The sequence below is a fragment of the Rhizobium binae genome (genome assembly GCF_017357225.1).
Classification (GTDB): Bacteria; Pseudomonadota; Alphaproteobacteria; order Rhizobiales; family Rhizobiaceae; genus Rhizobium; species Rhizobium binae.
Genome location: NZ_CP071604.1, coordinates 1,893,359 through 1,911,775, shown reverse-complemented (window position 1 = coordinate 1,911,775; position 18,417 = coordinate 1,893,359). Strand labels below are relative to the sequence as shown.

Genomic DNA, 18,417 nt, shown 5'->3' with positions numbered 1-18,417 from the left:
GAGATGGACATGAATTGGCCCAATGAAAACTGGCATTCAATCGGTGACATCTCCGATATTCCCCTGCGCGGCGCGCGCTGCGTGAAGACGCCGCAGGGCAAGATCGCCGTCTTCCGTACGGCCGAGAACGAGGTTTTTGCCATCGAGGATCACTGCCCGCACAAGGGCGGCCCGCTCTCCCAGGGCATCGTGCACGCCAAGGCCGTCACCTGCCCGCTGCACAATTGGGTGATCTCTCTGGAAACCGGCAAAGCGCTCGGCGCCGACGAGGGCGAGGTGCGGACCATACCGGTCCGCAACGAGGACGGCGCCCTCTTCATCGCGCTGGAAAGCCTGTTGATGGCGGCTGAATAATGGCGGCTGAGGTCAAGACCACCTGCCCCTATTGCGGCGTCGGCTGCGGCGTCATCGCCACGATCGACGAGGCCGGCGCCGTCAGCGTCAAGGGAGATCCCGAGCATCCGTCGAACTTCGGCCGGCTCTGCTCGAAGGGTTCGGCGCTTGCCGAAACCATCGATCTCGACGGCCGGCTGCTTTACCCCGAAATCGCAGGCGCACGCAGCAGCTGGGACGAGGCGCTCGATCTGGTCGCCCGGCGTTTTTCCGAAACGATCGCCGAATACGGGCCTGATTCCGTCGCCTTCTACGTCTCCGGCCAATTGCTGACCGAAGATTACTACCTCGCCAACAAGCTGATGAAGGGCTTCATCGGTTCGGCCAATATCGACACCAATTCCAGGCTCTGCATGTCCTCGTCCGTCGCGGGACATCGCCGCGCCTTTGGCGCCGATACGGTGCCCGGGACCTATGAGGATATCGAGCTTGCGGATCTGGTGGTCCTCACCGGTTCCAACCTCGCCTGGTGTCACCCCGTCATCTACCAGCGGCTGGCCGCCGCAAAGGCGGCGCGGCCGAACATGCGCATCGTCGTCATTGATCCGCGCCGGACGATGACGTGCGATATCGCCGATCTGCATCTGGCCATCCGCCCGGACGGCGATGTCGCGCTGTTCATGGGGCTGCTCGCCCATCTCGCGACAAGCCCTGCGATCGACCAGAATTATATCGCCTCCCATACGGAAGGCTTCGCAGGCGCCTTTGCGGCCGCCGCAGCACTTGATATCAACGATCTGCTGGAGCGGACCGGCCTGCCGGCCATGCAGATCCGCGAATTCTTCCGCCTGTTCGAGACGACGTTGAAGGTCGTCACCTGCTACAGCCAGGGCGTCAACCAATCCTCCTCCGGCACCGACAAGGTCAATGCCATCCTCAACTGCCATCTGGCGACCGGCCGCATCGGCCGCCCCGGCATGGGTCCCTTCTCGCTGACCGGCCAGCCGAACGCCATGGGCGGGCGCGAAGTCGGCGGTCTCGCCAACATGCTCGCTGCCCATATGGCGATCGAAAACCCTCAAGACCGCGACCGCGTCCAGCGCTTTTGGCAATCGCCGGTGATTGCCGCCAAGCCCGGGCTGAAGGCGGTCGACATGTTCCGCGCCGTCGCCGACGGGCGCATCAAGGCGCTCTGGATCATGGCCACCAATCCCGTCGTCTCGATGCCGGACGCGAACAGCGTCGAAAGCGCGATTGCCGCCTGTCCCTTCGTCGTCGTCTCCGACATTCTGAAGGAGACGGATACGGCTCGACATGCAGATGTGCTTCTGCCCTCGCTCGGTTGGGGCGAGAAGGACGGGACCGTCACCAATTCCGAGCGGCGCATTTCCAGACAGCGGCCATTTCTCGGCATACCAGGCGATGCGAAGCCGGACTGGTGGCAGCTTGCCGAGGTCGGACGCCGCATGGGATTTGCCGCCGCCTTCGATTTCGATGCGCCGCCCGAAATCTTCGCCGAACACGCCGCCCTTTCCGCCTTCGAAAACAACGGCAGCCGCGACTTCGACATCGGCGCCCACGCCGGTATCTCAGGCGCCGGCTATGACGAACTGTCGCCCTTCCAATGGCCGCAGGCGGCAGGGAGCGCGCCCGGCGTCACCCGCTTCTTCGCCGATGGCGGTTTCTACCATACCGACGGCAAGGCGCGCTTCGTCGCGGTGGAACCGCCGGCAACCGAGCGCACCAATGCCGACCTCCCCTTCACGCTGAATACCGGGCGCATCCGCGACCAGTGGCACACGATGACGCGGACCGGGAAGAGCGCGCGGCTGTCCGCCCATATCGCCGAACCGTTTGCCGAGATCCATCCGCGCGACGCGATCGAGACCGGTATAACAAGCGCCGACCTCGTCGAGATCGACAGCCCGCACGGCAAGGCGATCGTCCGGGCGCTGGTGACCGATCGCCAGGCGCGCGGCGGCATCTTTGCGCCGATGCACTGGAACGACCAGTTTGCGGCAAAGGCGCGGATAGACGCCGTGGTCGCGCCGATCACCGATCCCGTTTCCGGTCAGCCGGCGTCGAAAAACGTCGCCGTCGCCGTCCGGCCCTTCCCCGCCAGCCATTTCGGTTTCGCGGTCTCGGCCGTCAAACCAGCCACGCCTGATGCGGCTTATTGGGCGCTGGCGAAAGCGGACGGCGGCTGGCGGCTGGAGCTTGCCTTCGGCAAACCCGTCGAGGACTGGACGGCTTGGTGCCGGGCGGTTTTCGCTATTCCTGATGAGATCGAACCGCTGGGATATGCTGACCGGCAATCTGGCGACCTCCGGCTCGCCTTTTTCGATGGCGAGACGCTGCTCGCCGCGCTCTTCCTTGCTCGCGAGCCGGTCGCCGTGGCGCGCAACTGGGCGATCTCGCAGTTGTCCGCCGCGCATGCTGATTTGAGGAAACGGTTCGCGCTTGTCGCAGGCCGCCCCGGGGCCGGCAGACTGGATCCGGGCGCCACCGTCTGCTCCTGCTTCAGCGTCGGGGTCAATCAGATCGCCGCTGCCGTGCGCGGCGGCTGCCACAGCGTCGAGGCGGTCGGCAAGGAAACCAGCGCCGGAACCAATTGCGGCTCCTGCCGCAGCGAAATCGGCAGGATCATCGACCGCTGTCTTGCCGCCGCCGCGGAGTGAAAGGCAGGAAACCAAATGCGGCCTGCTATAAGGCCGCGTTCGGGACGACGAGCATTTTGCGGTCGTCCGAGATGCGGACCGAGATCTCATCATAGGATGGGAGGGTCGGGTGACGCGTCTCCATCTTCTGGTGATGGGTAGCCGTAACGACCATGACATCGGCGCCCGCGGCCTCGCCAGCAGCGATGCCGGCAGCGACATCCTCGAACACCAGGCAATCCTCTGAGCTGACACCAAGGCGTTCGGCGCCGAGGATATAACATTGCGGATTGGGTTTTCCGACCGTCACATCCTCGGCCGTCACCATGAACCTCGGCCGCGGCAAACCTGCCGCCTCCAGCCGCCGGTGCGCCAGACGCAAAGGTGAAGAGGTGACGATCGCCCAGCGATCCGGCGGCAGCGAACTCAGGAATGCCGCGGCACCGGGAATGGGAACGACATCGCTGACATCGGCGATCTCGGCCTCGGTCACCAACCTGGCTTCATGTTCGGGATCAACACCGGGCAGGTTGAGCCGGGCGATCGTGTCGATGCCGCGCGAGCCATGCATCTTCGGCAGAAAGTCGGCGACATCGAGCCCTTGACGCCTTGCCCAGTCGCTCCATACCCGTTCGGCCGCACGGATCGAATTGAGAATGGTACCGTCCATATCGAACAGGAAGGCGGCATAAGGCTTGTCGAAGCCACGGGGCATCGTCTGGGACAAAAGGCTGATTCCTTCGGGAAAAGAGTCAGATGGCAGTCGCCGACGCGATGAAACGGCAAATCGCCATGTTTTGCAAGCTTTCGAGAATGTCGGCGACGATGTCGCAAATCTGCCCTAAAAAGCAGTGGCGCCCGATGTGGCGATCAGGTCGCAGGCGAGGCGGAGGCCGATCCGGTCTGGTAAATGGAGGGCGTGAGCGAAAGCCTGTTTCCAACGCGCTGGGCGAACGATAAACCTCCATCGCTGGAGAAGTTCACATCGGACTTCGCCGACGATTACGCCTGAGCGGAATATCTAGCGAAGAAGCGCTGGAAGGACGGCTTTCGATGCTCACGTTGCGGCGGGAACCGCGCCTAGCGACTTGAGGCTCGGCCGTGGGTCTGGGAATGCCAGGGTGTCGTCGTCGATGATGATGATGGAAGGCGAACGTCCTCCGGGTGCCGACACCCAGACATCGCTGATCGTTGGCACGGTGATGCACGGCACACATCTCCCGCTTCGAAGCTGGTTCCTGGCCGCCTACCTACTCGCCACTCATTCCAATGGGATGTCCGCCCTACAGCTTCAGCCGAAGTTGGGCCTCGGCAGCTACAAAACGGCCTGGCTTCTGCTCCACAAAATTCGCGGGGCGATGGTCGATCCGGACAGACGCCCCCTGCGCGGGATGATCGAGATCGACGAGACCAACGTGCCGTTCCGTCGGAAGGACGAGCCGGAAGGCGGCGGTGCCCTCGACGAAGTCCGACGACACGAGAAGAGGTGGCGATACGCTCGAAGGAAGCCGAGGCGCTCCGCGCTTCCGCCAAGGCGCCCCGGCGAGGAGCGTGGCACCCGGCGATACGTCCATCCGCCGAGCCTTGCTCCCGAAGACATCATCAGAGGCTATCTCCGCCATGTCCCCATCGGCTCAAAGATAACCGGAGCCCGACCGAAAACATTCGAACTCAGGTAAACAAGTGCCGGAGTGGAGCTGTCCAAAGTTTCAGGCATTGACCTCCACGCGGCGGAGGCCTGTAAGTCTGTTGGAGAATAGGATCGGATAGGATGGAGTCGGTGAAGTGAGCATGAGTGGTGTGCGCACATGGCGGAGGGGCGACAAGTTCACGCTGATCTATGTCTTGTGGTTCCTGGTTCCCGAACTGCTTCTGTGGACATGGTGGGTGTTTCCGACGCTGGACTGGTGGACCATCGATTTAGCAATTTTCACTGTGCTTGCGCCAACGATTTTGATTTCGCTTTGTATGAACCTGATGCGAATGCGCTGGAGACGGGTGTTCTCACTTTTTCTGGCCGCTTTTCTTGTCTTTTTTTCACATCGCATTCTTATGGGGTTGGATATAACGCCTGACCATTTTCGGTTCGACCTGACCAAGAATACCTATCTTCAAGAGGTCCAACGGGTCGAAGTCGAACCTGAAACGCCGCGGTTCAAGACGTTTCCTTGGGACGACACATTTGTTGCCAAAACATATCGAACCCTCGTCTACGACGAGAGCGACCAGATTGCCTTGCCGCCAGGCACCCAATCAATTTCGTGGCTGCAACAAATGGAGCGACGTTGCGCGGAAAAGAAGGACTGCGTTCGCCTCACCTCCGCCCCGCCAGATGAATATATCTCTGTCACGAAACTCGCTGATCATTTCTATATTGTTGACGACGATTTTCCGAATTCTTTTCCGTGACACTTTATTCGCGCAGACGTCGTTCCCTAGCGCCAAGCATCTGGCACACGCAGGGCTTGGGCCGCTATGGAGACTGAACGCGGACCGAGCGCTGGTATCACGCAATACCTAACTCTCAAGACTGGGGACTGTTCGTCTGCGTCTGCGGCTCGATGCGACATAGCGGGGCGAATCTGACCTAATTCAAACCTCGTTTCTGGCCCTTTATGGTGTCACGGCTGCTCGTACGTCGATTTTGGAAAGCATTTTCGCTTCCCTGGGTAAACTATTAGAAGTGTTTACCTGTGCGAACGGGATAAGCCATTCTGCAGACCAAATTCTGCGGCCTCGCGGGGAGAAGCGAACATAGCGGCCTCATGCTGCGGATTGGCGTTTCGTCATGCCCTAAGGCAGGCAGTGGCAGCGATCCAGCGGCTTCGGCCATTAAGGTTTATGCGTAACCATGCAAGGTCCGCGTGCAAGTTTTTCGCGAATTTCGGAACAATGATTCCGTGACGCAGTTACCCCAGGGTCATCCAAGATGAAAATCAAAGGAGGATAACCTCATGACAAGATCCCTTATCGCCGCTACGCTGCTCGCGATCGGCATGGCATCGTCGGCCTTTGCCCAGTCGAACCCCGATCCGATTGGGCCGACGAACGGCGGCTCGACCGATCCGAGTTCGGGTAACTATTCGTCCGATTACACCAACAGTGACAATGGCATTCATCCGGTGCAGGTCGCTCCGGTCGATCCGACCACGACACAGAGCATCGGCCGGCCGCAGACGATGGAATGCGCCGGCATGCCTCAGCAGATGTCCGGCGTCGATACGCGCGGCGGTCAGAGCGGCGCATCGATCAGCGAAGCCTGCCGCGAATACGACAACTGAGCAGGCAATTCTCTCCTCCCAAAGCACGTCGCGCGAGCGCGCCTCATGCTTGGAAAAAGGCCGGTTCACGCCGGCCTTTTTTCATGTCGCGGCGGCAGTGAAAAACTCGCCTCGCGCGCTGAAACTTTTGATCCGGGCCTTCCGTACATCCGTAGCAGCTTGAAAAGCACAGATGGGAAACGGCTTCATTGGCAAGAGACGCGACAAAACCTGTCATCCTGTGGTTTCGCAAGGATTTGCGCCTTGATGATAACAAGGCGCTCAACGCCGCCCATCTTTCGGGGCGGCCGATCATTTCCCTCTATATAAGGGAGTTGGAGGCTGCGGGCACCGGGCCGCTGGGGGCGGCGCAGGCCTGGTGGCTGCACAACTCCCTGAAAGCGCTGGACGCGTCGCTGCGCAAACGGCACGGAGGGCTCACGCTTGCAAGCGGCGAAGCGCTTGAAGTGCTCCGCGCCCTCATCAGGGAAAGCGACGCCGAAGCCGTATTCTGGAATCAGCGCTACGATCCGCCGGGCATCTCCATCGACGCCCGCATCGGGCACGAACTGGAAAAGCAGGCGATCGAAGTAAAAAGTTTCGACGGCCAGCTACTGCATGAGCCTTCGCAGCTGATGACCGGCAGCGGCACGCCCTATCGCGTCTATACGCCGTTTTGGCGCGCTCTGGAGAGCGCCGGCGAACCCGAGCCGCCGCTGGACATTCCGTCGAAACTACAGCTGGCATCAAAGCTTCCCGCATCGGAAAAACTGGAGAGCTGGAAACTGCTGCCGACGCGGCCGGATTGGACGAGTAATTTCGCCGATCTCTGGAAGCCGGGCGAGGAAGGCGCCCAGGAAAAGCTTCGCACCTTCATCGAGAATAGGCTCGACGGCTACAAGGAAAACCGGGACCATCCGGCAAAGCCGGCGACATCGATGCTGTCGCCGCATTTGGCGCTCGGCGAGATCTCCCCTGCCCGCATCTGGGATGCGACGCGCGGCTTGTCGAAACACGTACCTGCCGCCGACATCGTGCATTTCCGCAAGGAAATCGCCTGGCGCGAATTCTCCTATCATCTACTCTTCCATTTCCCGCGTCTTGCCTCGGCCAACTGGGACGATCGTTTTGATCGCTTCGAATGGCGTAGCGGCGAAGAGAATTTCAAGGCGTGGTCCCGCGGCATGACCGGCTATCCGATTGTCGATGCCGGTATGCGCCAGCTCTGGCGCTACGGCTGGATGCACAATCGCGTGCGGATGATCGCCGCCTCTTTCCTCATCAAAGACTTGATGGTCGACTGGCGCCGGGGCGAGGCTTGGTTCCGGGACACGCTGGTCGATGCCGATCCAGCCAACAACGCGGCAAGCTGGCAATGGGTGGCGGGCTCCGGAGCGGATGCCTCGCCGTTCTTCCGCATCTTCAATCCGGTGCTGCAGGGCGAGAAATTCGATCCCGACGGCGACTATGTTCGGGCTCATGTGCCGGAGCTTCGGACGCTCGACGCAAAATACATCCACCAGCCATTTGAGGCGCCGAAGAGTGTGCTCGGCGAGGCCGGAGTCATCCTTGGCGAAACCTATCCGAAACCCATTGTCGACCATGCCGGAGCCCGCAACCGGGCGCTCGCGGCCTACAACGCCATAAAGGGTGTTGCATGAACGTGCATTTCCATTCCACCCCGCGCCGACTGAAGATCGCCGTCATCGGCTCCGGCATTTCCGGCGCCTCCGCAGCCTGGGCGTTGCGCCAGGTGCATGATGTCACGCTTTACGAAAGCCAGGCGCGGCCAGGCGGCCATACGGCGACGATCGACGTGGATTATGAAGGGTTCCGGATTGCGGTCGATACCGGCTTCATAGTCTATAACGAGTTGAATTACCCGAACCTCACCGCGCTCTTTGCCGAGCTCGGCGTTGCAACGCATGCGAGCGACATGAGCTTCTCGCTCTCACTCGACCGCGGCAAGTTGGAATGGAGCGGCGGCGGGCTCTCTTCGATCTTCGCCCAGAAGCGGAACCTGCTGCGCCCCTCCTTCCTCTGGATGATCCGCGAGATCCTGCGTTTCAACCGCACGTGCCTCGCAGACCGCGCCGCCGGCCACCTCGCCTCACGCTCGCTCGGGGACTACCTCGACTGGCGCGGCTTCTCGCCCGGCTTCACCAACAACTATCTCGTGCCGATGGCGGCAGCGATCTGGTCGACGCCATCGGCCCGCATGCTGCAGTTCCCGGCAGAGCATTTCGTCAACTTCTTCGACAATCACCGCCTGATCTACCGCCGGCAGCAGCAATGGCGCACGGTGACCGGGGGCAGCCGCACCTACCTCGACCGGCTGCTCCAGCCGCTTAGCGAGCGGGTTAAACTATCCTGCGGCGTGCGTGCGGTGATCCGCTCCGAATATGGCGTTACCATCATCGACGAAACGGGCAGCGAACGCTCCTTCGACAAAGTGATCTTCGCCTGCCATAGCGATCAGGCGGCGCGCCTGCTCGCCGACGCCACCAATCGGGAAAGCACAGTGCTTGCCGCCATCCCCTACCAGCCGAACCGCGTCGTCCTGCATCGCGATGAAGCGCTGATGCCACAGCGGCGCAAGGTCTGGGCTTCCTGGAACTATCTGCGATCGAGCCGTACGGATGGAATGGCGGGTGTAGCGGTCACTTACTGGATGAACCGGCTGCAGGGCATCGAACACGGATTCCCGCTGTTCGTGACGCTCAATCCGCACCGCGAACCGGATCCCCGCAGGGTTTTTGCGGAATTCACTTACGAGCATCCGCAATTTTCAGTCGAGGCCATGGCGGCGCAACAGGCGCTCGTGGCCATTCAGGGGGAGAATCATTGCCATTTCGCCGGCGCCTGGACGGGATACGGCTTCCACGAGGACGGGCTCGTTTCCGGCTTGGCGGCAGCCGAAGCTCTGGGCGCGATCATACCCTGGAGAACTGCCCGAACCATTTTCCACGAATCCCAACCGGACAGCGCGGCATGAGCGGGCGAGATAAAAGACGCGGTATCAGCATGACGGAGAACGGCCCTCCGCCGCATGCCGCAGCAGCGCTCTATGTCGGCGACATCATGCATCAACGCATGAAACCCTTCGGCCATCGCTTCCGCTATCGGGTATTCTCGCTGCTCGTCGATCTCGACGGGCTGCAGAAGGCTGGCCGCCTGTCGGCGCTGTTTTCCGTCAACCGACGCAATCTCGTCTCGTTTCACGAACAGGATCATGCCGATGCCGGCGGCGCGACGTTGCGCGCCTATGCCGACCGACTGCTTGCCGAGGCCGGTCTCGAACGTGCCGAGCGCATATTGCTTGTCTGTTATCCCCGCATTCTTGGCTATGTCTTCAATCCGCTCTCTGTCTATCACGCCTATGATGGCGACGGCGCGCTCGTCGCGATGATCTATGAGGTGCGCAATACCTTCGGCGAACGGCACAGCTATGTCTGCCCCGTCGGCCATGGCGAGATGTGTGAAAGCGGGCTTCGCCAGAGTTGCGACAAGCTCTTCCACGTCTCGCCTTTCATCGGCATGACGGCGCGCTACCATTTCCGCATGCTGCCGCCCGGTAAGCAAATTCGCTGGCGCATCCTCGAAACCGATAGCGACGGCCCACTTCTTTCGGCGACGTTCTCAGGACGGCAGATGCCTCTTACCAGCGCCTCGCTGCTCAGGCTGACGGCGCACATCCCCCTCCTCACCATCAAGGTCGTCGCGGGCATTCATTGGGAAGCGCTTAAGCTCTGGCTGAAGGGTGCGCGTTATATCGCGCGCCCGACGCCGCCGCCTGACGTCAGCATCCACCGACCCCGCGAGCTTGCAGATGCAGCGGAATAACATTAGCGTTTCACGTAATGGCCGGAGGCCGCCCGAGCACATCGTTACGGATGTGTCGTCGTCCTTAACCGGCAAAAAAATGCCGGAGGAGGAAGAATGAACAAGGCGCAGGACTGGAATCTGCTGGCCCGGGACGCGGTGACGCTGACGGCAGAAAACATATCCCGCCTGGTGAAAGGGCTACCGTTCAAGGCGAAGCTGGCGCTACGCGGGCTTCTGCGCATGCAGCACGGCTCGCTTGCGGTCACCCTGCCCGACGGGCGCAGGCTGCTGATCGATGGTAAGAAGGCCGGGCCGAAAGCGGCGCTCAACCTCAATAACTGGAACCTCGCCTATCGGGCGCTGACGAGCGGAACGATCGGCGTCGCCGAAACCTACATGGACGGAGACTGGGACAGCCCCGACATCACCGCCTTTCTCGAACTCTTCCTCGTCAACGGCGAGGCAGCGCACAGCTATTCGCACGGCAAACGCGGCGTCGGCCGCCTCGTTGAGCGCGTCCGCCACTGGATGAACGCGAATACCAGGGCAGGCTCGAAGCGCAACATCTCCGCCCATTACGACCTCGGCAACGATTTCTACAGGCAATGGCTCGATCCGAGCATGACCTATTCCTCAGCGCTCTATTCGACCGGCGCCAACGACCTGCAATCGGCCCAGAACGCCAAATACCGCGCGCTCGCAGACGCGACCGGCATCGCGTCCGGCGATCATGTGCTGGAGATCGGCTGCGGCTGGGGCGGTTTTGCCGAATTTGCCGCAAGCGAGCTGAACTGCAAGGTTACTGGACTGACGATCAGCCGCGAACAGCTCGCCTTCGCCGAGGAGCGTATCCGCAAAGCCGGCCTGGAGGATCGCGTCGAATTCCGCTTTCAGGACTACCGCGATGAGACAGGGCTCTATGACCGGATCGTCTCGATCGAGATGTTCGAAGCGGTCGGCGAGAAATATTGGCCGTCCTACTTCTCCAAGCTCCGCCAATGTCTGAAGCCCGGCGGCAAGGCCGGACTGCAGATCATTACCATCCGGCCCGAAGCCTTCGACCAATATCGCAGCAACCCCGACTTCATTCAGAAATATGTCTTCCCCGGAGGCATGCTGCCGACGCGCAATCATCTCGCCGAACTCGCCGGCAAGGTCGATCTGTCACTGGTCAGGGACTTCGGTTTCGGGCTCGACTATGCCCGGACGCTGGCCGAATGGCGCGAGCGCTTCCGGTCAGTCTGGGAACGCATCCGCCCGCTGGGGTTCGACGAGCGTTTCAAGCGGCTTTGGGAATTCTATCTGTTCTATTGCGAAGCCGGCTTTCGCGCCCGCAATATCGATGTGCGCCAGGTCGTGTTCTCGCGCAGCTGATCATTCCGCCGGATGCGGCGTCACCGGATGGCGTCCCGTTGAAGACGGCCGTTCGCGCCAGCCGGTTACGCGGTTCACCAGCGCGAAATAAGCGCCGTAAGGCAGCAGCCGCGCGAGCTTCAGCAGGATGGTGAAGCGCTTCGGGAAGGTGATCTCGAAGGCCTGCGATTTCAGCCCGGCGGCGATCTCCCGGGCAGCTTCTTCGGTCGAAACAAGGGCCGGCATAGGAAAGTGATTCTTTCTCGTGGCCGGCGTGTCGACGAAGCCGGGGCTGATGAGTTGGATGCGGATACCGAGCTTATCGAGATCGAATTTCAGGCTTTCGGCCATGTTGATCAGGGCGGCCTTGGTGGCGCCATAGGCAGCGCCGGTCGGCAGGCCGCCATAGCCGGTGACGGAGGACACGATGGCGATCTGCCCCTGCCCTTTCGCTTTCATATGGCGGATTGCCGGCAAGAGACAATTGACGACGCCGGAAAGATTGACGGCGAAGCTTTCTTCGAAATCGGCTCGGTGCAAGTCGTCGGCGTGAACAGGCAGATAGATGCCGGCATTGAGGATCGCCATGGCGAGCGTGCCGTGCTCATATTCGATGGAGGCCATGGCATGTTCCATGTCTTCGGCATTGGTGACGTCGCCGTCGAGAACGACGATGCTGCCGTCAAGGCCGCGGGCCTCGGCCTGCAGCTCGACCAGTTTTTCATGGCTTCTGGCGGTGACGGCGACCTTGTATCCCTCGCCGGCGAGCTTCAGCGCAAGCGCCCGGCCGATGCCGGAACTCGCGCCCGATATCCAGACGATTCCATGTTCGGGACGGGCGATGAAATCACGCATGACATGTCCTCCGGCTCTGCCTAGCCACCACGACAACAGGTCCGGAAGTTTTCATCTCCTCCCGGATTTACGGCTTTATCACACCATTGTGGCTGCTTTCAGCCGATCAGGTCGCCGATCATCTGACGAAGGGATCCGGTTAGCTTGACCGGCCCGTCGGAAACGGCAAAGGCGATGCACGGCCTGTCCTTTTCGGCGACCGGCCGATGCTCGACGGTCTCGTCGGCGATGGAGATGTCGCCGGGACCAAAATGGCCGCGTTCGTCATTGAAGGCGCCGTCGAGGATCAGGATCAGTTCCATGCCTTTATGGGTGTGCGCCGGTAAGGCACGGCCCGGCCGGATCCACATCAGGCTGACCTCGCAACCCTCCATCTCGAACGAATATTCCCTGAGGCCGGGCAAGCGCCTGCGCCAGGGAACATCCTCGACTTCGAAGCCGAGGAGATCGCGCAAAGCCGGGGGAAACGGCGCCCTGACGGGAGGCTTGGAAACATGGGATTCGGAGGCGGGAGGAGCAGAGGAAAAGATCGCCGCAAGCCGCCGGTCGCGATCGGCAATGGCGGCTTGCGACGTGCTTTCCAGGGCTTCCCCGGCCAAAAGCTCGAGGCTGCTCACCAGGCTTCGATTATCCGGCTTCATTTGCAGATGGGATCGTACCAGCACCCGCGCCGGCCCGGGCAAGGAACCGGCGACGTAATGCGCGATCAATGCGTCGATTGTCTCGATCTGCTCGTGAACCATGTCGGTTTTGGCCACGCCCTATTGCTGCGTTGCGTTCTGGTTTGTCATCATCCCTACGAGTAAAGTCAACCTTCGGATCACTGCGCCACCGGCGGATGGCGGGTGATGCGCCTTTTCGGACAGGGAAAGCGAAATTTTGTCGTGGCCGACAGCGGCATGGAATAGCATTTCTTGCCAACACAGCCTTGTGAAGCGAAAAGACCGTTCTTAAAGTAAGAGTTCGAAAGAGGCAGATTCCATGACCTTCCACCCCTCCGTCCTCGAAGCCATCGGCAACACGCCCCTGATCAAACTCAAGGGGGCCTCGGCTCTAACCGGCTGCACCATTCTCGGCAAGGCGGAGTTCCTGAACCCCGGCCAGTCGGTCAAGGACCGTGCCGCGCTCTTCATCATCCGCGACGCCGAGCGGAAGGGACTGCTGCGGCCCGGCGGCGTCATCGTCGAAGGCACGGCCGGCAATACCGGCATTGGCCTGACGCTGGTCGCCAAGGCGCTCGGCTACCGCACGGTCATCGTCATCCCGGAAACGCAGAGCCAGGAAAAGAAGGACGCGCTGAAACTGCTCGGCGCCGAACTCGTCGAAGTGCCCGCCGTTCCCTACAAGAACCCGAACAACTACGTGAAGGTATCGGGGCGGCTCGCCGAGCAAATGGCAAAGAGCGAGCCGAACGGAGCGATCTGGGCGAACCAATTCGACAACGTCGCCAACCGGCAGGCGCATGTCGAAACGACCGCGCCGGAAATCTGGAAGGATACCGACGGCAAAATCGATGGCTTTATCTGCTCCGTTGGTTCCGGCGGGACGCTGGCAGGTGTCGCTGCCGGCCTCAAGGCTTTCAAGGCCAACGTCAAGATCGGCATCGCCGATCCCGATGGCGCCGCTCTCTATGAATTCTACCAGAACGGCACGCTGAAATCCGAAGGTTCATCGATCACCGAGGGCATCGGCCAGGGCCGCATTACCGCCAATCTCGAGGGCTTCACGCCGGACTTTTCCTACCGAGTCTCCGATGCCGAAGCCCTTCCCTATCTTTTCGATCTCGTCGAAAACGAGGGCCTGTGCCTCGGCGGCTCGACGGCGATCAATATTGCCGGCGCCGTCAATCTCGCCCGGGATCTCGGCCCCGGTCACACCGTGGTGACAATCCTCTGCGACTACGGCAACCGCTATCAGTCGAAACTCTTCAACCCGGATTTCCTGAGGTCGAAAGGACTGCCCGTTCCGGGCTGGATGGCTCGGTCGTCCGACATACACGTTCCCTATGAACCCGTGTGAGACCCATGCCCGTCAATGCCCTCTATCGTGACGACTTCTATCTCTCGACATGCGAGGCGGTCGTCACCGCCGTACACGACGACGGGGGCATCGAACTCAACCAGACCTGCTTCTATGCGGCATCGGGCGGCCAGCCCGGTGACACCGGTCAGCTTGAACGCGCCGACGGCAGCACGATCGCGCTCGGCCAGACGAAACATGGCGCGAGCAAGGGTGTCATCATCCATGTGCCGCTCGAAAATGAGCCGCAGCCTGAGATCGGCGAGACGCTGGTGCTGCATGTCGATTGGCCGCGCCGCTACAGGCTGATGCGCATGCACACGGCTTGCCACCTGCTGTCCGTCGTCTGCCCCTATCCGATCACCGGGGCGGCGGTCGGCGAGGAAGAAAGCCGCATCGACTTCGATATGAGCGAGACGATCGACAAGGACGAGGTCACGGCCAGGCTGATGGAACTGGTCGGCCAGAACCATCCCATCTACCTGCAATGGATCACCGACGACGAGCTTGCGGCCAATCCCGATATCGTCAAATCGAAGAACGTACGCCCGCCGATGGGGCTCGGTCGTGTCAGCCTCGTCTGCATCGGCAAGAACTCCTCGATTGACAGCCAGCCCTGCGGCGGCACACATGTTTCCGAAACGCAGGAAGTCGGCCAGATTCACATCGCCAAGATCGAGAAGAAGGGCAAGGAGAACCGGCGCTTCCGCATCCGCTTCGGTGCGCCCGGCGACGAAGCCTGACAGGGGAGACCATGATGACTGAGAGCAAGAGCCGTTTCGTCGTCTCGGCCGACTGGCTGCAGGCCGAACTCGGCAAACCGGATCTGCGTGTGCTGGACGCCTCCTTCTATCTGCCGGTGCAGAAACGCGATGCGGATGCCGAATATGCGGCCGGCCATATTCCCGGCGCCATCCGTTTCGATCAGGACAAGATCGCCGACCATTCAGCGTCGCTGCCGCACACGATACCCTCACCCGACTATTTCGCTGCCGAAGTCGGCCGGCTCGGCATCAGCGAGAATGATCGGATCGTCGTCTATGACGGCATCGGCCTGTTCGCCTCGCCGCGCGTCTGGTGGCTGTTCCGGGTGATGGGGGCAAAAAACGTCTTCGTGCTCGACGGCGGTCTCGACGGCTGGAAGGCCGAGGGGCGTCCGCTCGAAACGACGACGGCCAGCCATGCGCCGACGACGTTTACGCCGAACTTCGATTCGAGCCGCGTGGTGACGCTCGATGCCATGCGCGACATCGTCTCGAGCGGCGCGATGCAGATCGCCGATGCCCGCAGCGCCGGTCGCTTCGCCGCCACCGAGCCTGAACCGCGGGCCGGCATGCGCTCCGGCCATATGCCCGGCGCCCGCAGCCTGCCTTCCGGCGTCTTCGCCAGCCGGGGCCGGTTCAAATCACTGCCCGAACTGCGCCAGACGATTGAGGATGCCGGCATCGATCTTTCGAAGCCGGTCGTCACCTCCTGCGGCTCGGGAATCACGGCTGCCATCATCACGCTGGCGTTGGAATCGCTCGGCCATCAGGACAACAAACTTTACGACGGCTCTTGGAGCGAATGGGGCAGTCGTGACGATACGCCCGTGGTCATCGGTCCGCCGACGCCGGTCAAAGCCTGATCGCCATGGGAAAGACACCCGCTTCGCTGAAAGCTCACATTACCCGGCTGGAAATGACGGCAGCGCCGAAGGCCAGCATGCCGGTGCCGGTCAATATCCAGACGGCGATCATGCGCGCGCCCGGCATACCGCTGCCCTTCTACCGCTATCTCTACCGGCAGGTGGGCGCGCGCTGGCAATGGGTAGACCGGCTGCGCATGAGCGACGAGCAACTTGCCGCGACACTGAACGACAAGCGCAACAATATCAGCGTCCTCTATGTGAACGGCGCCCCGGCCGGCTTCTATGAATATTTCTGCGAGGATGAGGATACGATCGAACTCAGCCATTTCGGCCTGATCGAACATGCGCTCGGCCTCGGCATCGGCAAGTGGTTCCTGCTGCAGGCACTCTATGCCATCTGGTCGCTCAATCCGAAGCGGGTCACCACCACCACCAACAATCTCGACCATCCGCGCGCATTGCAGCTCTATCAGATGTACGGTTTCTCCCCGGTTTCGACCGGCACCGGAATCGTTCGGCCGCTCAGCGACAAGGAACTGCTGGAGCTTGTCCGGAAAGCTTGATGGATTGGTCTGCTGTGTAAGGGCGTGCTAAGAGCCGGCCTAATGAAGCACCCGTGGTGGTGTGTCTCCGTACGCCGGCGCGAAACTGGCCAGAATGCCAACCACGCTCTCCGTCATCCCGGGCCTTGAGTTCCCTCAAACGTTGATGAATTGGCGTGCCCGAGGTTTTGCCGCGGCGATCTCGACAAACAATAACAGGCGCAAGAAACGGGTGGCTCGGACGGCGGTCCGGGTGCACTTTCATGGCAACCATCAAGGAGATTTGCCATGACCACCATTCGTTTTGCCGCGATGCCGACTGCCGATGCTAGAGCCCTCTGGAACGGCGGCAGAGACGCCTATGACAACCTGCCGGAGACGATGATATCAGACGGTGACGGCAACCCTTGCCGCCATTGCCTGCAGAATATCGAAGAGGGCGAGGAGATGCTGGTCTTTGCCTACCGGCCCTTCCCGGAGCTGCAGCCTTATGCCGAAACCGGACCGATTTTCCTGCATAAGCAACCCTGCGCACGTTACGCCGCGGATGAAATCCTGCCGCCGGTGCTGACGACCAGCCGCGATTTCATCGTGCGCGGCTACGGCGAAAACAACCGCATCATCTACGGCACCGGCGCGGTGACCGCTATCGCCGATATTCCCGCCTATGCCGAGACATTGCTGGCGCGGCCCGAGATTGCCTATGTGCATGTGCGCTCGGCCCGCAACAACTGCTTCCAATGCCGAATCGACAAGATAAGGACGCCGGCCCTGACAAAGACCGACGCCCTCACCTAACCCAGAGTCAGGGAGCTTACGCTACGTTCAATACGCTCTCCGGCGCGAAGGCTTCGTAGCCGAGGGCTTCGGCGACCGGCTTGCTGGTGATGCGGCCCTTATGCACATTGAGACCGTTTCTCAGGTGCTTGTCTTCGGCAATGGCGCGCAGGCCGCGGTCGGCGAGCGCCAGGCCATGGACCAGCGTTGCGTTGTTCAGCGCGTGCGCGGAGGTGACGGGCACAGCGCCCGGCATGTTGGCGACGCAGTAATGCACCACGCCGTCGACTTCGTAGGTCGGATCGGAATGAGTCGTCGCATGCGAGGTCTCGAAGCAACCGCCCTGGTCGATGGCGACGTCGACGATGACGGAGCCCCTTTTCATGCCGGACAGCATTTCGCGCGTGACGAGCTTCGGGGCAGCCGCCCCGGGGATGAGCACGGCGCCGATGATGAGGTCGGCCGAAAAGACTTCCTCCTCCAACGCCTGGATGCTGGAATAACGCGTGTGCACACGGCCCGCAAAAATGTCGTCGAGCTGGCGAAGGCGCGGCAGCGACTTGTCGAGAATGCTGACATCGGCGCCGAGGCCGGCGGCCATCCTGGCGGCATGCAGGCCGACAACGCCGCCGCCGATCACCGCCACCTTGGCCGGCAGCACACCGGGTACGCCGCCGAGCAGGACGCCGAGACCGCCATTGGCCTTCTGCAGCGCGGTCGCTCCCGCCTGAATCGACAGGCGTCCTGCCACCTCTGACATCGGCGCCAGCAGCGGCAAGCCGCCGCGTTCGTCGGTCACCGTCTCATAGGCGATCGCGGTGACGCCGGAGGCGATCAGACCCTTGGTCTGTTCGGGGTCGGGCGCCAGATGCAGATAGGTGTAGAGAAGCTGACCGTCACGCAGCTGCGCCCATTCGGAGGGCTGCGGCTCCTTCACCTTGACGATCATGTCGCACTTTTCGAAGATGTCCTTGGCGGAGGCGGCGATTTTCGCGCCAGCCGCGGCGTAGGCGGCGTCATCGGCGCCGATGCCGGCGCCGGCTTTCGTCTCGACCCAGACCTCGTGGCCATGGGCGACGTATTCGCGCACCGAAGCCGGCGTCAGGCCGACACGATACTCATGGTTCTTGATTTCCTTCGGGCAACCGACACGCATTGGCGTTCCT

General features: G+C 61.7%; 17 protein-coding genes and 1 pseudogene. 14 read left to right on the top strand and 4 right to left on the bottom strand.

The genetic code is table 11. The features are described 5' to 3' along the window. Positions 1–3 precede the first annotated feature (3 nt). Together nirD and J2J99_RS09265 are read left to right on the top strand one after the other, a co-directional pair. On the top strand, positions 4–354 hold the full coding sequence (gene nirD / locus J2J99_RS09270) for a nitrite reductase small subunit NirD (RefSeq protein WP_064810169.1): 351 nt from the start codon (positions 4–6) through the stop codon (positions 352–354). After that, on the top strand, positions 354–3,011 hold the full coding sequence (locus J2J99_RS09265; protein WP_168294902.1) for a nitrate reductase: 2,658 nt from the start codon (positions 354–356) through the stop codon (positions 3,009–3,011). The genes nirD and J2J99_RS09265 overlap by 1 nt, the downstream gene beginning before the upstream one ends. A 25-nt stretch (positions 3,012–3,036) precedes the next feature. Here J2J99_RS09265 and J2J99_RS09260 read toward each other — a convergent pair whose 3' ends face one another. Next, positions 3,037–3,717 carry an HAD-IA family hydrolase gene (locus J2J99_RS09260; protein WP_168294903.1) on the bottom strand — a complete coding sequence of 227 codons (681 nt, stop codon included), beginning with the start codon at positions 3,715–3,717 and terminating at the stop codon, positions 3,037–3,039. A 183-nt stretch (positions 3,718–3,900) separates the two neighbouring features. On the opposite strand from J2J99_RS09260, the pseudogene J2J99_RS33920 reads away from it, so the two are divergent. From J2J99_RS33920 to J2J99_RS09220, 7 genes and pseudogenes are all read left to right on the top strand, one after another. Further along, positions 3,901–4,444 (top strand): annotated as a pseudogene (locus J2J99_RS33920) (IS1595 family transposase); the annotation flags it as partial. Between the two features lie 331 nt (positions 4,445–4,775). Then, positions 4,776–5,399: a hypothetical protein gene (locus tag J2J99_RS09245; protein WP_207600962.1), complete on the top strand. Its 624-nt coding sequence runs from the start codon at positions 4,776–4,778 to the stop codon at positions 5,397–5,399. A gap of 545 nt (positions 5,400–5,944) precedes the next feature. After that, positions 5,945–6,271, top strand: coding sequence for a hypothetical protein (locus J2J99_RS09240; RefSeq protein ID WP_168294906.1), 327 nt, complete (start codon positions 5,945–5,947; stop codon positions 6,269–6,271). 188 nt (positions 6,272–6,459) lie between these two features. Continuing rightward, positions 6,460–7,911 carry a cryptochrome/photolyase family protein gene (locus J2J99_RS09235; protein WP_168294907.1) on the top strand — a complete coding sequence of 484 codons (1,452 nt, stop codon included), beginning with the start codon at positions 6,460–6,462 and terminating at the stop codon, positions 7,909–7,911. Continuing rightward, positions 7,908–9,245, top strand: a complete 1,338-nt coding sequence (locus J2J99_RS09230; RefSeq protein ID WP_168294908.1) for an NAD(P)/FAD-dependent oxidoreductase — start codon at positions 7,908–7,910, stop codon at positions 9,243–9,245. Before J2J99_RS09235 ends, J2J99_RS09230 begins: the two co-directional genes overlap by 4 nt. Beyond that, positions 9,242–10,093, top strand: coding sequence for a DUF1365 domain-containing protein (locus J2J99_RS09225; RefSeq protein WP_168294909.1), 852 nt, complete (start codon positions 9,242–9,244; stop codon positions 10,091–10,093). Before J2J99_RS09230 ends, J2J99_RS09225 begins: the two co-directional genes overlap by 4 nt. Positions 10,094–10,189: 96 nt before the next feature. Next, positions 10,190–11,449 carry an SAM-dependent methyltransferase gene (locus tag J2J99_RS09220; RefSeq protein ID WP_168294910.1) on the top strand — a complete coding sequence of 420 codons (1,260 nt, stop codon included), beginning with the start codon at positions 10,190–10,192 and terminating at the stop codon, positions 11,447–11,449. Here J2J99_RS09220 and J2J99_RS09215 read toward each other — a convergent pair whose 3' ends face one another. Both J2J99_RS09215 and J2J99_RS09210 read right to left on the bottom strand, forming a co-directional pair. After that, the gene (locus J2J99_RS09215; protein WP_168294911.1) at positions 11,450–12,283 is read right to left on the bottom strand and encodes an SDR family NAD(P)-dependent oxidoreductase; all 834 of its coding nucleotides are present in this window, start codon (positions 12,281–12,283) and stop codon (positions 11,450–11,452) included. Positions 12,284–12,381: 98 nt separating this feature from the next. Next, entirely contained in the window at positions 12,382–13,041 is a 660-nt protein-coding gene (locus tag J2J99_RS09210; protein WP_207600961.1) for a ChrR family anti-sigma-E factor, read from the bottom strand. Positions 13,042–13,264: 223 nt separating this feature from the next. On the opposite strand from J2J99_RS09210, the gene J2J99_RS09205 reads away from it, so the two are divergent. From J2J99_RS09205 to J2J99_RS09185, 5 genes are all read left to right on the top strand, one after another. Continuing rightward, positions 13,265–14,302: a cysteine synthase A gene (locus J2J99_RS09205; protein ID WP_168294912.1), complete on the top strand. Its 1,038-nt coding sequence runs from the start codon at positions 13,265–13,267 to the stop codon at positions 14,300–14,302. 5 nt (positions 14,303–14,307) lie between these two features. Then, a complete protein-coding gene (locus J2J99_RS09200) occupies positions 14,308–15,045 on the top strand; it encodes an alanyl-tRNA editing protein (RefSeq protein WP_168294913.1) in 738 nt (245 codons plus the stop codon). 14 nt (positions 15,046–15,059) lie between these two features. Continuing rightward, the gene (gene sseA, locus J2J99_RS09195; RefSeq protein ID WP_168294965.1) at positions 15,060–15,929 is read left to right on the top strand and encodes a 3-mercaptopyruvate sulfurtransferase; all 870 of its coding nucleotides are present in this window, start codon (positions 15,060–15,062) and stop codon (positions 15,927–15,929) included. A gap of 5 nt (positions 15,930–15,934) precedes the next feature. Then, positions 15,935–16,495 carry a GNAT family N-acetyltransferase gene (locus J2J99_RS09190; protein WP_168294914.1) on the top strand — a complete coding sequence of 187 codons (561 nt, stop codon included), beginning with the start codon at positions 15,935–15,937 and terminating at the stop codon, positions 16,493–16,495. Positions 16,496–16,762: 267 nt separating this feature from the next. After that, positions 16,763–17,272: a DUF1203 domain-containing protein gene (locus J2J99_RS09185; RefSeq protein ID WP_168294915.1), complete on the top strand. Its 510-nt coding sequence runs from the start codon at positions 16,763–16,765 to the stop codon at positions 17,270–17,272. 16 nt (positions 17,273–17,288) lie between these two features. On the opposite strand, the gene ald is transcribed toward J2J99_RS09185, so the two are convergent. Further along, positions 17,289–18,407 (bottom strand): alanine dehydrogenase, encoded by a 1,119-nt coding sequence (gene ald / locus J2J99_RS09180; RefSeq protein ID WP_168294966.1) that lies wholly within the window; start codon positions 18,405–18,407, stop codon positions 17,289–17,291. Between the last annotated feature and the right edge of the window lie 10 nt (positions 18,408–18,417).

Coding starts and splice junctions, on each gene's coding strand:
- J2J99_RS09185 (WP_168294915.1), top strand. CDS start 16,763: ATGACCACCATTCGTTTTGCCGCGATGCCGACTGCCGATGCTAGAGCC.
- J2J99_RS09215 (WP_168294911.1), bottom strand. CDS start 12,283: ATGCGTGATTTCATCGCCCGTCCCGAACATGGAATCGTCTGGATATCG.
- J2J99_RS09205 (WP_168294912.1), top strand. CDS start 13,265: ATGACCTTCCACCCCTCCGTCCTCGAAGCCATCGGCAACACGCCCCTG.
- J2J99_RS09220 (WP_168294910.1), top strand. CDS start 10,190: ATGAACAAGGCGCAGGACTGGAATCTGCTGGCCCGGGACGCGGTGACG.
- J2J99_RS09230 (WP_168294908.1), top strand. CDS start 7,908: ATGAACGTGCATTTCCATTCCACCCCGCGCCGACTGAAGATCGCCGTC.
- J2J99_RS09265 (WP_168294902.1), top strand. CDS start 354: ATGGCGGCTGAGGTCAAGACCACCTGCCCCTATTGCGGCGTCGGCTGC.
- nirD (WP_064810169.1), top strand. CDS start 4: ATGGACATGAATTGGCCCAATGAAAACTGGCATTCAATCGGTGACATC.
- J2J99_RS09225 (WP_168294909.1), top strand. CDS start 9,242: ATGAGCGGGCGAGATAAAAGACGCGGTATCAGCATGACGGAGAACGGC.
- sseA (WP_168294965.1), top strand. CDS start 15,060: ATGACTGAGAGCAAGAGCCGTTTCGTCGTCTCGGCCGACTGGCTGCAG.
- J2J99_RS09190 (WP_168294914.1), top strand. CDS start 15,935: ATGGGAAAGACACCCGCTTCGCTGAAAGCTCACATTACCCGGCTGGAA.
- J2J99_RS09240 (WP_168294906.1), top strand. CDS start 5,945: ATGACAAGATCCCTTATCGCCGCTACGCTGCTCGCGATCGGCATGGCA.
- J2J99_RS09200 (WP_168294913.1), top strand. CDS start 14,308: ATGCCCGTCAATGCCCTCTATCGTGACGACTTCTATCTCTCGACATGC.
- ald (WP_168294966.1), bottom strand. CDS start 18,407: ATGCGTGTCGGTTGCCCGAAGGAAATCAAGAACCATGAGTATCGTGTC.